Genomic DNA, 15,558 nt, shown 5'->3' with positions numbered 1-15,558 from the left:
CTGTTTTTAATAAAAATGCTGATATCCGATCTGAATTCCGCTGCCGTAGCCGCTGTTGAAATACAGGCATCCGCCAACCGGGCTCTCACCTGCAAGTGCAGCCTGTGCAGCTGCGTAACAGTCACTTCTCGCTCCGCGTGCGAGCACACTCTGGAAAGTTCCGGTCGCAACCGGTGTAAACTGTCCACTCTGATAAATAACGCCGGAAATGCTGTTCGGGAAGGAACCGCTGTTGACACGGTTTACTACAACCGCTCCGACTGCCACCATTCCTGTGTAGCTCTCGCCGCCTGCCTCGCACTCGATCAGTGCTGCAAGCATTGCCACATCATTGCTGTCTGCGGAAATTACCGATGCACTGCCTGCTGTGGAGGCTGCTGCTGCGCTGCTTGCCGCACAGGCCTGTGATGCCTGGTATTCCTCCATGGAAACAGCACCTTTTAACTCCTCTGAAAGTGTCACATAGTCTCCATGAACGTATGCGCTGCTTCCGCTGTACTGGATCTGATACCAGTCAGCCTCTTCGCCGAATATGCTGACTTCACCATTCTGTGTCAGTGTTCCAACCTGCGCGGAATCTGTGGATGCTGCCTCACGGACACGAAGGCTGTCCGCCTGAACAACTCCGGTGATACCGCACATATTGCGGTAATGTGCTTTTGCCTCTTCCCCAAATACCAGATATTCATTCTTTATGTAGCCTTCTACACCATTGGAAGAGATCTTGCTCCACTCGTCTCCTTTTTCTGTTACAGTAACCGCATAGCCCGGCATCAGAACTCCGACGATCTCGGAATCTGCGTTTGCCTCGCTGCGGATGTTGACATATCCTTCTACGTTTGCTGCAGCCATTGTGCTCCAGTCTGTTTTATTTAAAATGGTTTCTTCCTTTGTCTCTGCTTTTACGGGTGCAGCCATGATGACAGTCAGTGTGAGCACGCTCCCCAGGATGCCCGGCACATAACTTTTTTTGAATGTCATACTTACCTCCTGAATAATTATTACGTTTTTGTTACATCTTGTTACAAACCGATTCTACCAGTGTTACATCTTTTTGTCAACTAGAATATTTCGACAACATTCCTGTCTTTTCCCATCGTTTTTTTCATAGAACCCACAATTTTTCACCACTTTTCCGCTTTTTTGACGAATTGGATCGGTTTTTATTCCCACTTTTTCTTCTGCATGCGGCCTGCCTGGAATACTTTTCCGTGTCTTGTTTCCTTCTTTTTATTTTGCTTTTGTTTCACATTCTGCCCTTTCTGCCCTCTTTTTCCGCAAATATTTTTTAAGAAATTGTGACAGTTCTTTTTCTATTTTTCGACATGCATTACAAACCTTTTCCACTTTTGACGCATTTTCAAATTTTCTTTTAACTTTTTATTTTTACATGATATTTCTTTCTACATATGGTATAATCTTTAAAAAGAAAGAAAATTTATATTTTATCAATTATTTTTCTTTCAATTTATACGTGAAACTTACCGCAGGAAAATAAAACAGACCGACATCAGAAACCAATCAGGTGAAAGGAGGATGTCATATGTTACACAGCACACAGACAATGAAAAAACACACAGGAAATTTGATTCTGAGATTCGGAATGGCAGGCCTCCTGGCGGCCGGATTATTTTTTTCCGCTCCGTATTCGGCAGCCGCCGAGACAGTTCCAAGTGCAGAAAATACAGACGCCGGTGAAATTACCATTCACTTCACCCATTACGATGCACAGGACCTGGAATTCTATCTGAACACCGATCAGGCGGCTCTTGCTTTTACCGATGCTGCCCTGACATTTCAGGATTCCACAATGGATGCGCCGGTCACCATGTCATATCTTTCCGATGATGGTTCCTATGTCCTGTATCAGAACAGCGAACCGGTCGAGGAAGTAAACGGAACGTTCTCCGTATCGATGGTTACGGAACCTGGCTACACACTGGATATGGATCAGATTTCCTTCTATGTTAATGGACAGGCCGTTTCCAATGGTGGTTCCGTTGTGATTACGGATTCTTCGGCGGCGATGACTTCTCTTGTTTACTGTACCGCAATCCCGGAAACACCGGCAACTGACCCGGAGCCATCTCTTCCAGAAGAGCCATCTGCACCGGAAGTTCCGGAAGAACCGGCCGCTCCAGAACCATCCGTTCCGGAACAGCCATCCGCACCGGCAGAAACCCCGACCGTGGTACAGCCATCTGCTTCGGAACAGCCGGCACAGGAAAATATTCTTCCGGAAACCGCAGCTCCTGCATCCAAAACCGCACCGGAACAGGTTCCTGCATCCGAACCGATCGCAGCAGAACCGATTGCCAGCGCAGTTGTTACAGAAGACGAAGAAGTTGATCTTTCCACCATCCACCCGGAAGTTACCGCATCCGCTGTTACTTCTTCCAGCCAGCTTCCAGCTGCAACGCAGATTCTACCATCTGGCAGAACAACAGACCCGGATGCACAGATTCTTACTTCGGAAACTGCAGCTCTTGAAAATGCCGCACAGGCCGAGAATACACAGACTGCACACACAGGAATCGGCTCCTGGTTCCATCAGCGAACAAATCAGATCCTCGCAGTCATGATTGCTGTGATCCTGCTTCTGATCCTGATCGAATCACTTCTGGCACTAAAGGATTCCATGAATCAGGAAAGATCGCATCGCTTCTATTAAAAATAAGGTCCATAACAAAAAATAAGCATACAAAAAGAAGGAACGTATCTCATGAAACATGGGATACGTTCCTTCTCTTATATTATTTTTTATCCTCTTTTTTCGCAGCCGCTTTCTGAATCTCACAGAAATCGTGCAACGCCTGACGGCCGATTTTTACAATTTTACGGATGTTGATGGAATTTGTTCCTCCCTGACGCGGCTTGAAGCTGATCGGGATGAAACGGATTTTCCGGTGAAAATACGCTCCGAAGGCAGTCAGCAGTGCGTTCGGCAGATTGTAGTTTTCCGGCATCAGCGGCAGATACTCGGCCACGTAGTCTGTTTTCATCAGACGGAACGGGGCATTTGCATCCGGCACGGATACGTGGAAATAGGTCCAGAGCACCGCGCACAGCACTTTTTCCACGACAGCGCGGGAAAAGCCGTCGCCGCGGCTTGTGCGGTTTCCGAAAATGGCGTCGTAGCCCTCGCGGATCTGCCAGAACTTTTCGAACTCCGCCGGATCGGTCTGACCGTCGGAATCGGTCTGGAAGATATAGTCCGCACCGTTTTCAAGTGCATAGCGGTAGCCGTACAGAACGGTGGAACCGTGGCCGCCGTTTGGCTTCGTCAGCACGGTGAGCAACGGGTGGGTTTCGCACTCTGCTGAAGCAATTTCATACGTATCGTCGCGGCTTCCGTCGTTGATGATCACAAGACGGGACGCACCGCCGCCGTTATGCTTCTCCACGACGGGACACCATTCCTCGATCGTTCTTTTGATATTTTCCGACTCATTATAGGCTGGTATTACAATATATAAAGTATCCATTGGTATTCTCCTTGCATTTCCTTCCATCCATTATACAGGATTTCTTTTCATTGCGAAAGATGCGCTCATGGAGAAAATTTCCCAGTACTGTTCGTTTGTTATTCTTCCCACAGTTTCTGCGGATAACGGCCCTCGTCTTTTAATTTCTGCAGTGCTGCCATGACATTTTCTTTGTCTTCTTTGTACGTTACGCCGTACCAGTTATCATAGGAGCGGAGTACGGTGACTTCCGCTTTTTTCTCCTGCAGCAGTTCATCGACAACGAACGGCAGGAAGTATTCGCCTTTTAACGGGTTGGTTTTGTATACATTCTCGAGGAACGGCAGGAAGCGGCGTTTCAGCTCGATCAGAATGCTCGGTGTGAAGCCCCAGAGGTTCATGGAAACGACGGTTCCCTGCGGCAGTCCAGTCCAGGTTGCGCCGTCATCCTCGGTGTATTCGGCCTGTCCGCCGTGGTTTTCGATTCTTGTGCGCTCATGAATGCCGACAAGGTGATTCTGATCGTCTGCGGTGCAGATGCCGCGGGCTACGTGGCCATTGTCGGTCAGGGTTTTGTACAGGTCGTAGGCAACCATCGCGTACTGATAGGTCGCGCCGTCCTGCTCGGTTGTCAGCTGGCGGTAGATCTCCTCGAATGCCGTTCTTCCATAATAATCATCGGAATTGATGACGGCGAACGGTGCGCCGTCGATGGCTTCTGCCGCACAGAGAATCGCATGACCGGTTCCCCACGGTTTGACGCGGCCTTCCGGCACTTCGTAGCCTTTCGGGAGAACGTCGAGTTCCTGGTAAACATACTCTACATCCATGTATTTCTCAATTCGCTTGCCGATGCCCTCGCGGAATGCCTCGTCGATGGCTTTTTTGATGATAAAGATGACTTTCTCAAAGCCTGCCTGTTTTGCATCATAAATGGAAAAGTCGATAATCATATTTCCGTACGGGTCAACCGGATCAATCTGTTTTAATCCGCCGTAACGGCTTCCCATTCCTGCTGCCATGATGACTAATACTGGTTTTTTGCTCATGATCTTCTCTCCTTTTTATTCTCCAAAATAAACTTTTAATCTCTCCGCAAAGTCTGCCGGGATTTCTCTTTCAAATGGAAATGGTTCTGCATCCGCCAGATACTCGGCGATTTCGCCCAGGACACCGGCGCTCCGGTTCAGTGACCAGGCGGAGATCCAGTCGATCGTATCGTGGCAGGTGTGCATGCCGAAACCATCGCGGTTCAGCGTCATCGCCGGGATGCCCTTCCATGCGAAGGTGTTGGAATCGCTGCTCCAGATGTTGTTGATGAGCGATACGCCTTTGTCCGCCTGTTTTAAGTGCTCCATGATCGCGTCGCATGCCTCTTTCGTTGCTGCCACGCCAAGCACGGTTCCGCCGATGGCCTGTCCGGCGAGGTCGACGTTCATGTTGAAGCGGTGCTGCGCCAGCTCGGCTTCGTGCGCTTTCACATATGCCCGGCTTCCGCAGAGACCCAGCTCCTCCGCGCCGAACCAGATGCATTCCAGTGTCCGTTTCGGGCGGTTTTCGGCGAAGTAGTGTGCCAGCTCCATGATGATCGCTGCGCCCGCCATGTTGTCGTATGCACCAGGTCCCTGCGGAACGGAATCGTAATGAGCCGTCAGCGTCAGGATTTCCTCTGGCTGCTCGGTTCCCGTGATGCGCAGGATGATATTTTTCGACGTTCTCCTGATTTTTTTCTGCTGTAAAACGAGGCGTGCACGGCTCGCTCCCCGTTCTACCAGTTCCATCGCATCAAGATAATGAATGACGGCGCACGGCAGTTTCGGATTTTTTACGCCGCGCAGGGTGCGGTAGTCCGGCAGACGGTCCTCGTCTTTGTCCAGCGGCGTTCCGGTCAGGATCAGAAATCCGACGGCTCCTGCTTTTTCCAGTTTTTCATAGTTTTCTGCATTGGCACCGCCGTTGATCAGGACGATTTTCCCTTCTGCATGGGAAAGGCTGACCGGGTCGCCGTTTTCTACGTAGAGGAATGGTGCCTCCACGCCTTCCGGAGCGGTATTGGCTGCCGCGAAGCAGCCGCGGACGGTGTATGTTTTCTCATATGGCTCTGTGACCGTAAAGACAGCTTCGTCAACCTGCCATGTCTCAATCTCGAACGGCTCGCGGCGGATCTGCAATTCGCCCTGCCCCCATTTTTCTGCGATTTCAGAAAGTTCTTTTTCGATCCGGCAGGCTGCTTTTTCTTCGCCTTCCGTTCCGGCTTCGCGGATGTAGTTAAACTGGCTGACGAACGCATACTGCCGCTGGCCGCTGATGGTATTTGCTTTCATAATAATGTTATGTCCTTTTCTTTTCTTTTTTTATTTTCTTAAAGTTCTTCCAGTACCGCTCTCGCGCTGCGCACGGCTTTGACGTCCGTGCGGTAGAGGGTGTATTCGCTTAAGGATGGAAGTCCCATGTTCACATTTTCTTTCCGATACTGCATCGGGCTCGCCAGTTCGATTTTTCCGGACATGTGGTAGGCGGTCACGCCGGTTTTCGGATACAGCTCGCGGATCGCATCCGCGCAGATACCGCCGCCCGCCTGAATACGGATGCGTCCCGCCGCCTGGCGCTGCAGTTCGGCGAGAAGCTCTGCTCCTTTTACCGCACTGTTCTGCTGACCTGAGGTGAGAATGGTGTTCATACCGAGCGATACCGCCTGCTCAAGCGCTTCTTTGGGATCGCGGCAGACATCAAACGCGCGGTGCAGCGTCACGGACATGCCGTCGGCTGCCTCCATCAGCTGTTCCATTGCCGCCATATTCATCGTTCCATCCTCTTTCAGTACACCGACCACAACGCCCTCTGCACCAAGTTCGCGGTACATCGCGACTTCCTCGCGGATTTCTTCTAATTCATATGGGGTGTAGCAGAAATCCCCGAACCGCGGGCGGATCAATGCATGAATCGGAATGGTTGTCTGTCTGCGGATCACCTCAAACAGCTTCGGACTCGGCGTTGTTCCGCCGATCACCAGATTTTGACACAGCTCCAGCCGGCTTGCCCCGCCTTTTGCCGCCGCAAGCGCCGACTCCGCCGAGTCCACGCAGACTTCCAGGATATAATCGTTCATAAAATTCCCTCTGTTTTCGTAATTTTCTTTCTCTATCATACCCTATTTGAGGCAATTAGGAAAGAGCTTCTTTGTTTCACTTTCGTTCACTTCTGCTTCTGATGCAGATATTTTTCTCTCGTTGCCATGCCGCCGCGAATGTGGCGTTCAGACTTGTTCACATCCAGAATTTTCCTTGCCTCTGCCGCCAGACCCGGATTCACTTGTACCAGACGTGATGTCAGATCCTTATGCACGGTACTTTTGCTCACTCCGAATTTTTTCGCCGTCTGCCGTACGGTCGCTTTCGTCTCAATCATGTAAATTGCTGTCTCCACAGCACGCTCTTCGATATAGTCCCTCACAAAAAGCCTCCGAAGACGCTGTTTTTACAGTGTATTCGGAGGCTTTGATGGGTATGTCTTCTATTTTATTATTTGTAATATACCCATACCGCTTTTGTCTGTTCCAGCACCTGATCGATATCCCAGGTTTTTTCGGAATTTTTTCTGCTGTTTGGGTCGTTGATTTTCAGTCTGCCATTCTGCAATCCGGTAAGAACGATAAAATGACCGTTGCTGGTAAACTCCCCGGGTCCCATCAGGGCAATGATGGGGTTTCCGGCCTGCAGGTTGTTTTCCACCCGTTCCCGTTCCACAGGGATTTCTTTGCTGGAAAGGCCGATCTGCCGGGCTCCTTCCAGCATCAGAGACCAGGCGGTTCCGCTGCCGTCCACGGCATAGCCGTTCTGTGAGGCAAAATCGGCGACCCAGCGCGGATTTTTTGTGATATCGCCGGTCATGAAAATGGCAACCATGGAAAGTGCTGTCGGTCCGCAGCCGCTTAATCCCATCACTTCACCGGCATATCGGTGATAGCCCCATCTCTGATCCCACTGCAAGAGAAGCGGAACCTCCGATGCGGATGACAGGTCGCTCAGGTCAATCTCCGGCTCCTCCTCTTTTTTCAACGGATATTCTTCGACGAACGTCTCCGTCTCATTGTTTCTCTCGTAAAGCGACAACAGCTCCTCCGGGTACTGATCCATTGAAATGCCGTTTGCTTTCGCATACCGTTGGATCGGATTCTGCCGGAAGCGCCGCACACCGCCCAAAAACAGAAGACAGCCGAACAGCAATAGCAGCCCGCGGATCCGCCATACCTTTCTTTTTCGTCTCCGTGCTCTTTCTCTTCTTTGTATTATCCTTCTTTGTGTCATTCTTTTTTGTTCTGCTGTCTCTTGCCATTCCAGTGTATTGTCTTCACGAATCATGAAAAATCCCCCTCCCGATCTTATGGTGTACTCCCAAAATCTTTCTGTGCCTGATTTTGTGAGCTGATTGAGAGTACATTCTTCCTTTTCATCATAACAAATTTCCGATTTTTCTTTTTGTATATTTTCCGAAGAAAAACTGCTTTTTTTCCGTCTGCTTTCTTAAGATTTTTTGTATCTGTGCAAAGCCATGCGAAACGGAAGCAAAACCGCAAGCAGGAAAAAGATGGCAAATTCCGGAAATATCATTGAGAAAAAAGTTCAAAAATGGTAAAATAGGAAAAACAACATCTTTAAGCGGAGGATAAAACAAAATGAAAAAACTGAAAGTAAAAAAAGGCAGCACCTGTATGGCTTGTCTTGCCTGTGTGGGAGCATGTTCTGAGGCATTTTATAAGGTATTTGATCCGGACAAGGCATGTCTGCAGATCGTAGAGAAAAAGGCTGTTCGCCCGATCGCCTGTCCGCAGTGCGGTAAATGTGCCGAGGCCTGTCCGGAAGGCGCCATCACCCAGAACCCGAAGGGCGTTTACATGATCAACAAGAAAAAATGTACGGGATGCGGAGCCTGTGCGAAGGCCTGTCCATTTGGCCTGATCGTAAAAACCGAGGGAAATCCGGCTTCCAAATGTATCGCCTGCGGTATCTGCGCGAAAGCCTGCCCGATGGATGTACTGGAAGTTGTGGACGAATAATGATCCGAACTCTTAGATACCGCCAGGATCTCATGTAAGCACAGATCCTGACTCATTGCTCACATAAACATAAAAATGCACTGTGGAACGTCGTCGGACAATTCCACAGTGCATTTTTCTGTTAAACGAAAAACAATTGATTCCCGCTCGCCGCCTGGCAGAATGATCGATGCCCGTTTCCGCAGACAGCATTCCGACAAAAAGGGACAAAATTTACAATTTTACTCCCGCGCCAGCAGAACCATCGATTTTGCCGGAAGCATCATGCTTTCTTTCATCTCTGCTCCATCCTCTGCACAGCGTTTTCCATCGCAGAGCAGTTTCCAGTTTCCTTCCGGGAGTTTCTGCAAAGCTTCTTTTTCCCATGGATTGTAGAAGACGCAGACTGCGCGGCCATTCGGGTATTCCAGTTCGTAACCTGCGATCTGGTTTTCACGGAAAAATGTCTTTTTACAGTCCGGCTCGCACGTTCCGTATGCCTGAAATTTTCGGCGCAGAGCGAGAAGACCACGGTAATAGTCCACCAGCTCTTCCTGCTCTAAGGCGCGTGTCCAGTCAATTTTGTTGAGCTGCCACGACGATTTGAAGCTGTTTCCTTCGCCATGCTTCGTGCGCGCAAATTCCTCACCCGCCTGGAAAAACGGCATTCCCTTGCAGGTCATCACAATGCCCGCCGCCAGACGGTTCATCGAAAGCGTCCGCTCATCCATCTTGTCAAAATCCGGCTCCGCATCCTCCTTCCGCTTCGGATCGGACAGTTTTAATTTATCCCACAGTGTATAATTATCATGTGCCGACACATACGGAATCAGCTGGCTCGCATTGCGCGGCTCGTAGGCTCCTTTTCCGTCCATCCAGCCATCTGTCGCAGAAAGTATTCCTGCGGAAAGACGCTCTTTTCCATTGACATAGCCTCCCTCTGCGGCAATAAAAACGCTTCCCTTGATCGAATCTCTCGTATCGTCGCAGAACATGGAAATGCCATCCATCAGCCTTCCGATATTCTGTTTATCCGACGGAAAATATCCCTCCTGCATTGCGCTTGCCGCTGCTTTCCACGGTTCACCGTAAACCAGAATCTCCTCGCCGCGCGGCATCCGGTTCAGCGCTGTGCGGATCGCATTCATTGTCTCCGTATCGTGCAGTGCCATCAGATCGAAGCGGAATCCGTCGATGTGATACTCCTTCGCCCAGTAGCAAACCGAGCGCGCCATAAAGCGGCGGAACATCTCCCGCTCACTCGCTGTCTCGTTTCCGCAGTCGGAACCATTGGAAATCGTGCCGTCCTCCCATTCACGATAATAATAGTAAGGAACTGTTTTCTGAAACGGCGAATCGAGATTGTACGTATGATTGTATACCACATCCATAATCACACCGATGCCGGCCTTATGCAGCGCCTGAACCATTTCCTTCATTTCCCGGATACGTACCTCCCCGTGGAACGGATCGGTTGCATAGGATCCCTCCGGCACATTGTACTGCACCGGGTCATATCCCCAGTTGAACGCTTCCGCATCATCTTCCGGCACACTGCCAAAATCGAAAACAGGAAGCAGATGCACATGAGAAATGCCAAGCGATTTCAGGTAATTGAACCCCGTCGCATGAATCCCGTCGCCGTTCAGCGTCGTGCCTTCTTCCGTAAACGCCAGAAACTTTCCACGGTGTTTATCCGAAATACCGGAATGCGGATCACTCGAAAAATCTTTCACATGAAGCTCATACACACAACGATCCTCCGGCCGGATTTCCGGTCTTTCATCCTGCTCCCAGCCTGCCGGGTCCGTCTCTGCAAGATTCACCACCATGCTCCGCTCCGAATCAATACCGGAAGCCACGCCGTACGGATCTGTCGTATCAAAGACACCATCCGAGTGCAGGATATGATACGTATAATACGTTCCATACCAGGCTCCCTGCATTGCACAGCTCCAGACACCCTTTTCGCCGCGTGTCATCGCAAGCGAAGCTATTTTTCGGTCCCCGTTCTCCCGGCTGCTGCCGCGGGAAAACAGCTCCAGCGAAACCTCCATCGCTGTCGGCGCCCAGAGCTTCCATTCTGTCACAAACTGTTCATCCTTTTTCGGCATCTGCCAGTTTTCATCGCATTCCCCGCTCTTTTTTACCGAAACACCGAGGTCATCCCCTTCATACGTAAAGTTTTCCACAAATTCTTCCGATTCAAAAAAACTTTTCCACTCCGCCGGCGTTCTTTTCACCACCGCATTCATCTTCTTTCCCTCCATTTCTTTGTAAACTCGCAGAATCTCTCCGACACTCCACGCCTGCGCATAGCAGCCCTTCGACATCACCGGCGCCGCACCATCATAAATCTCCGCCAGATGAAACAGGCATCCTTCCTGCATCCAGCTCGCAAGACGGTCCAGTCCGCGGCGCACTTCCTGTTTTCCCTCCTTCGGGAAATAATAATTCAGCACCGCACGGAAATACGCCCCAAGCGGAAATCCCCAGACTGTCCCCTGATGATATGCTCTGTCACGCTCCGGCTGACTTCCACCGATCCATGGATGAAACGCCGGATCCTCCATCTCCAATGACCGCAGTCCTGCTGTCGTATACAGCTTTTCTTTGACCGCCTGTAAGATCCGCTGCCCCTGCTTCTGACTCACCATCTGAAACGGAAGCGCCAGCACAAAGACCTGATTGCATCGGAACTGCTTCTCTTCATACGTGCCGTTCAGCACATCCTTCAGATATCCTTCCTCTTCCATCCAGAACTTTTCGAGAAAACTCTTCTTCACCTGCTCCGCAAGCTTCCCATACGCCGATCCATCCTTTCCGACAAACGGTGCCAGCTCTTCCAGAATCCTCAGACCATTATACCAGTACGCATTAATCTCCACCGGCTTTCCGTGACGCGGTGTCGGCAGCTCCTTGTCAATCCGCACATCCATCCACGTCACCTGCTCCAGGCCGCCCCCGGCCATAATCAGCCCGTCACTGTCCATTTTAATATGGAAATCCGTTCCCTTCTGATACCAGAACACAATATCCTCCATCACAGGAAACGCCTCGCGCACAAACTCCAGATCTCCTGTTTCAAGGTAATACTCATACACCACATCCAGAAACAAAAGGGCCGCATCCACCGTATTATACATCGGAAGCGCATCCCCCTCCGGAAACAGGTTCGGCATCAGTCCTTCTTTTGTATATGCCATAAAAGTCCGAAGAATGCTCTTACACGCCTCATACTCCCCAAGTGCCAGCGTGCATCCCGGGAGCGAAATCATCGTATCCCGCCCCCAGTCCGCAAAATAAGGAAAGCCAGCCATAATACTCTTCCCGCCTGTCGATGCCCGTTCCGTAATATACTGACTCGCACTCACCGCCAGCCGCTTTCCCACCGGATCAGAAATCCCGGACTTTTCCGCAATCGCCTCCTGCCGCTTTTCTTCCTCTTCTATCCACAGCGCAATCCTTTCCTCATCCCACTTATCCACATCATCCGCAAGACTATACACAACAAAAAAGACCTGCTCCCTGCCGTCTCCCGTCATCTCAAACCGAATCCGGTGATTCACGACAGCACTTCCGATGCCATCTCTTCCATCCCGCGCATCCTGCTCAAAAAACAAATCCCTCCAGATCCTCTCCTTCTCCATCTGAAGCTCCCCATTTGTCCCATAAGAAAGAATCACACCATTGCTCGCAATGCACTTCCGGTCCACCGCAAAATCCTGCCCCTCCTGCAGCTGCTCCCCCTTCGCCGCAAACCGCATCACCGGCCGAACCGAAAAACTCCCCTTCTTCCCACTTCTCACCCGATACCGGACAAGAACCGTATTCTCCCCCTGAACCATCCCAATCGTCTTCTCAATCTCAACCCCCTTCACCCGGTAAAACCATACCGGCAGACTCCCCATCTCAAATCCTTCCAGAAACCGAAACCCCTCCACATTCTGCGTCCGATTCACAAACTCCTGTGAAAACAGCTCCGTCTCCTCACCATCCACCTCCAACGTCTCCCAGACATTCGAAATCAGATGCTCCCGCACCGTAGGCGCCTTCAATGCTCCCATTAACAGCGCCTGATCATTCCTCGCCGCATTCCCCATCACCGTCAGCGAACAATAACCTCCCAGTCCGTTTGTCAGCAAAAAACACTTCTTTTCTCCACTCCGGAAATCCATCCACTCCGAAGCATTCAGTCGAATCCTATCCATACCCAAAAACCTCCAAATTTCACACAATATCTTCCCGAAACTTTTCTGTTCTCATAAAATCAAGCACAAAAAACTCCGAAAATATTTTTTTCATTCTATCTCCAAACTTTGCACCAGTCAACAAACTCACGCCGATTCGCCCTCCAGGCGAATCCAGCCCCTCTCCCCGTCCTCCAACACACTCTCCCCTTCCACACACAACAATCTCACGCCGATCTGCCCTCCGGGCAGATCCAGACCACTCCTCCCGTCCTCCAACCCCAGGATCTGGCTCCGGCGTCGTGGCACCTGCCGCGCAGACAGGCGCATTGGCATCGGCGGCATGCGGATGATGCACTCGTGGGAGGCAGTGGAGTGAGGATGACGGACGGCCATCCAGGCCGGAAGTCAAGAGGCTCTGAGACGGGAAATCATCAGATTTCCTGTCGAATAGCCTCGGTTCCTCAATCCACCGCCTCCCACACGTCATCATCCGCCCGCCGATGCCACCGCGCCCGTCTGTGCGGCAGGTGCCACGGCGCCGGAGCCAGATCCGTCCCTCCCCCCCACACACAAATAGAGCAGCCGACCCCTCATCGGCTGCTCCACAAATCATCCTTTGACGGCTCCTGAAAGCCCATCTGTATAATATCTCTGCATTACAACAAACAAAATCGCAATCGGCACCGAAATGCAAACCGCTCCCGCCGCAAAGCAAGTATACCAGCTGTCGATATACTCCTTCTCCAGCATCTTCCACAGACCCAGTGCAACCGTATAATACTTCGCATTCGCCCTGCAGATAACCTTTGCGAAAATAAAGTCCAGCCACGGTCCCAGAAATGCACTCAAAGTCGTGTACACAATAATCGGCTTACTCAGTGGAATTGTCACCTTCGTAAATACCTGGAATCTCGTTGCTCCATCCAGATAAGCCGCCTCATCCAGTGCCTTCGGAACCGTATCGAAAAATCCCTTTGCAAGCAGGAATCCCGCTCCGGAACCGCCCGAGTACACCAGAATCAATGCCACGCGGATCATTGATCCCTCCGAAAGACCAACTGCCTTTAAGATATAGTAGACAGCAACCATCGACATAAATGCCGGGAACAGACCTAAGATCATCGCGATGTTCATGTAAGTCTTACGGATTTTAAAACGCATTCTCGACATACAGTAAGAAACCGAAAGCACGAATACCGTAGAGATCAGACAACTGAACACAGCAATGATAAACGTATTCTTAAACATCTGCGGAAAGTCCAAAACCTGCGTATCTGTAAACAGACGCACATAATTATGAAGCGTATATCCCTTTGGGAAAAAGCTGGTAACATAAGATCCCTTCTGTGTGCTGAAGCTTAAGAGTGCAATCCACAGAACCGGAATCACCCATACAATCGCAAGCAGTGCCAGAACCACATGTACAACCACATCGGAAATCATTCCGCGCGCTTTCATGGAGTGTGTTTTTTTCTCTTTGTTATTCATTATTGGAATCCCTCCTCGTTCTTGTAAGAACCAGTATTCCGGTACGTGATCAGTGAAACTACCGCCAGAATGACAAAGGTAAGAATACCGACAACCGCACCAACGTTAAAGTACTGTAAGTCAACCGTCAGCTTGTACAGCCAGGTAACCAGAAGGTCCGTCTTTCCGGCGGTTGCTCCGACCGGAACCGGTGCTCCTGCAGTCAGCAGATAGATAACGTTGAAGTTGTTGATATTACCCGTAAACGTTGTAATCAGATACGGAGTCGTGACAAACAGCATATACGGCAGCGTAATTTTAAAGAAAATTGTCACAGGACCTGCGCCATCAACACGGGCTGCCTCGTAAAGCTCACCCGGAATGTTCTGTAAGATACCGGTAACCTGCATCATGGTAAACGGAATACCAACCCAGAGGTTGATGATAACAACCGTTGCTCTCGCCCAGGTCGCATTTGTCAGGAACGGAAGCGGACTGCTGATCAGACCGGCCTGAACCAAGAGGTTGTTGATCAGGCCGTTGTCCTTTAACATCGTACGCATCAGAAGAAGAGAAACGAACTGCGGAATTGCAGCGGAGAGCATAAAGCAGAATCTCCAGAATCCCTTGATGCGGGTCGTTTTACGGTTGATGACAATCGCAAGAATCATACCAAAAATATAGTTCAGGAAGGTAGCGAGCACAGCCCAGATCAGTGTCCATCCAAGAACAGACCAGAATGTCTTGCCGATCGAGTTGCCCATGCCAAGAACCGTACTGAAATTTTTCAGTCCAACCCAATGAAAAATCGTCAGATGGTCGCCGACTTTACTGTAGCTGGTGAAAGCCATACAGATCATAAAGACCAGTGGAAGGATTGTGAAAATCACAATACCGAGAATCGGAAGTGTCAGCAGGGTCCAGTGCAGTCTTTTGTCAACGAGTGCTTCCAGATCCTCTTTGATGGTGTTGATATGTTTCCCTTCCTTTGCGCGACACTCTACCTCATAAGCACTCTTCATATTGACACGCCAGATCATAAAGAAGAGAACCGTAATAAAAATCGTTGCTACTCCGTAGAGCAGGAACAGAATTGTCATATCGCCGCCGGTATATTCATAAATACCCTTGGCCTCGTTCCACACCTCTTCCTGCGCACGGCCGCCCAGGGTGATGAGATGATAGAGATTGTTGATACCGCCCTCGATCATAAACAGGAGATACGCAATTTCTACTGCCAGAAATAAAATACCCTTTACGATCTGTTTGTGAGCCAGATTTCCCAGTCCCATGACAAGCATGGAAAGTTTCGTGACCGCATCGCCCTTTGTGATGGCTTTTGTCACCGGATAGGGAGTCTCAAACTCTTTGGCGCGTTTTTTCAATGATGCCATAATCT

The 15,558-nt window shown here is 50.3% G+C and carries 12 protein-coding genes; 2 read left to right on the top strand and 10 right to left on the bottom strand.

The window, feature by feature from the left end:
- Positions 1-6 precede the first annotated feature (6 nt).
- Positions 7-981, bottom strand: coding sequence for a cell wall hydrolase (locus DWW13_RS04985; RefSeq protein WP_118719473.1), 975 nt, complete (start codon positions 979-981; stop codon positions 7-9).
- A gap of 562 nt (positions 982-1,543) precedes the next feature.
- Here DWW13_RS04985 and DWW13_RS04980 point away from each other — a divergent pair.
- Complete coding sequence (locus DWW13_RS04980; protein ID WP_118719471.1) at positions 1,544-2,671, top strand: hypothetical protein; 1,128 nt, start codon at positions 1,544-1,546, stop codon at positions 2,669-2,671.
- 82 nt (positions 2,672-2,753) lie between these two features.
- On the opposite strand, the gene DWW13_RS04975 is transcribed toward DWW13_RS04980, so the two are convergent.
- The 6 genes from DWW13_RS04975 to DWW13_RS04950 all read right to left on the bottom strand — a co-directional run bounded on the left by DWW13_RS04975 (position 2,754) and on the right by DWW13_RS04950 (position 7,825).
- Positions 2,754-3,485 carry a glycosyltransferase family 2 protein gene (locus tag DWW13_RS04975; RefSeq protein ID WP_118719469.1) on the bottom strand — a complete coding sequence of 244 codons (732 nt, stop codon included), beginning with the start codon at positions 3,483-3,485 and terminating at the stop codon, positions 2,754-2,756.
- Positions 3,486-3,583: 98 nt separating this feature from the next.
- Complete coding sequence (locus DWW13_RS04970) at positions 3,584-4,513, bottom strand: nucleotidyltransferase family protein (protein WP_117801631.1); 930 nt, start codon at positions 4,511-4,513, stop codon at positions 3,584-3,586.
- A gap of 15 nt (positions 4,514-4,528) precedes the next feature.
- Positions 4,529-5,788 (bottom strand): M20/M25/M40 family metallo-hydrolase, encoded by a 1,260-nt coding sequence (locus DWW13_RS04965; protein ID WP_118719467.1) that lies wholly within the window; start codon positions 5,786-5,788, stop codon positions 4,529-4,531.
- Between the two features lie 38 nt (positions 5,789-5,826).
- Complete coding sequence (locus tag DWW13_RS04960; protein WP_118660421.1) at positions 5,827-6,573, bottom strand: copper homeostasis protein CutC; 747 nt, start codon at positions 6,571-6,573, stop codon at positions 5,827-5,829.
- 86 nt (positions 6,574-6,659) lie between these two features.
- Entirely contained in the window at positions 6,660-6,917 is a 258-nt protein-coding gene (spoIIID, locus tag DWW13_RS04955; RefSeq protein WP_055220903.1) for a sporulation transcriptional regulator SpoIIID, read from the bottom strand.
- A 68-nt stretch (positions 6,918-6,985) separates the two neighbouring features.
- The gene (locus tag DWW13_RS04950) at positions 6,986-7,825 is read right to left on the bottom strand and encodes a C39 family peptidase (RefSeq protein WP_117801633.1); all 840 of its coding nucleotides are present in this window, start codon (positions 7,823-7,825) and stop codon (positions 6,986-6,988) included.
- A 314-nt stretch (positions 7,826-8,139) separates the two neighbouring features.
- On the opposite strand from DWW13_RS04950, the gene DWW13_RS04940 reads away from it, so the two are divergent.
- Positions 8,140-8,520: a 4Fe-4S binding protein gene (locus DWW13_RS04940; protein ID WP_022463049.1), complete on the top strand. Its 381-nt coding sequence runs from the start codon at positions 8,140-8,142 to the stop codon at positions 8,518-8,520.
- A gap of 221 nt (positions 8,521-8,741) precedes the next feature.
- Here DWW13_RS04940 and pulA read toward each other — a convergent pair whose 3' ends face one another.
- From pulA to DWW13_RS04920, 3 genes are all read right to left on the bottom strand, one after another.
- On the bottom strand, positions 8,742-12,710 hold the full coding sequence (gene pulA, locus DWW13_RS18790; protein WP_158579749.1) for a type I pullulanase: 3,969 nt from the start codon (positions 12,708-12,710) through the stop codon (positions 8,742-8,744).
- 591 nt (positions 12,711-13,301) lie between these two features.
- Positions 13,302-14,180: a sugar ABC transporter permease gene (locus DWW13_RS04925; RefSeq protein WP_243026017.1), complete on the bottom strand. Its 879-nt coding sequence runs from the start codon at positions 14,178-14,180 to the stop codon at positions 13,302-13,304.
- Positions 14,180-15,553 carry a carbohydrate ABC transporter permease gene (locus DWW13_RS04920; RefSeq protein ID WP_118719463.1) on the bottom strand — a complete coding sequence of 458 codons (1,374 nt, stop codon included), beginning with the start codon at positions 15,551-15,553 and terminating at the stop codon, positions 14,180-14,182. Before DWW13_RS04920 ends, DWW13_RS04925 begins: the two co-directional genes overlap by 1 nt.
- Positions 15,554-15,558: the final 5 nt, after the last annotated feature.

It is taken from the genome of Blautia sp. AF14-40, assembly GCF_003479665.1.
GTDB classification, from domain to species: domain Bacteria; phylum Bacillota; class Clostridia; order Lachnospirales; family Lachnospiraceae; genus Fusicatenibacter; species Fusicatenibacter saccharivorans.
The sequence above is the reverse complement of the archived record's forward strand: the minus strand, read 5'-3'. Positions and strand labels throughout refer to the sequence as shown.

Excerpts from the sequence above, each read along its gene's own strand:
- DWW13_RS04940 (WP_022463049.1), top strand. The coding sequence starts at position 8,140 with ATGAAAAAACTGAAAGTAAAAAAAGGCAGCACCTGTATGGCTTGTCTT.
- DWW13_RS04965 (WP_118719467.1), bottom strand. The coding sequence starts at position 5,788 with ATGAAAGCAAATACCATCAGCGGCCAGCGGCAGTATGCGTTCGTCAGC.
- DWW13_RS04925 (WP_243026017.1), bottom strand. The coding sequence starts at position 14,180 with ATGAATAACAAAGAGAAAAAAACACACTCCATGAAAGCGCGCGGAATG.
- DWW13_RS04960 (WP_118660421.1), bottom strand. The coding sequence starts at position 6,573 with ATGAACGATTATATCCTGGAAGTCTGCGTGGACTCGGCGGAGTCGGCG.
- DWW13_RS04970 (WP_117801631.1), bottom strand. The coding sequence starts at position 4,513 with ATGAGCAAAAAACCAGTATTAGTCATCATGGCAGCAGGAATGGGAAGC.
- DWW13_RS04920 (WP_118719463.1), bottom strand. The coding sequence starts at position 15,553 with ATGGCATCATTGAAAAAACGCGCCAAAGAGTTTGAGACTCCCTATCCG.
- DWW13_RS04950 (WP_117801633.1), bottom strand. The coding sequence starts at position 7,825 with ATGATTCGTGAAGACAATACACTGGAATGGCAAGAGACAGCAGAACAA.
- DWW13_RS04985 (WP_118719473.1), bottom strand. The coding sequence starts at position 981 with ATGACATTCAAAAAAAGTTATGTGCCGGGCATCCTGGGGAGCGTGCTC.
- DWW13_RS04980 (WP_118719471.1), top strand. The coding sequence starts at position 1,544 with ATGTTACACAGCACACAGACAATGAAAAAACACACAGGAAATTTGATT.
- DWW13_RS04975 (WP_118719469.1), bottom strand. The coding sequence starts at position 3,485 with ATGGATACTTTATATATTGTAATACCAGCCTATAATGAGTCGGAAAAT.
- pulA (WP_158579749.1), bottom strand. The coding sequence starts at position 12,710 with ATGGATAGGATTCGACTGAATGCTTCGGAGTGGATGGATTTCCGGAGT.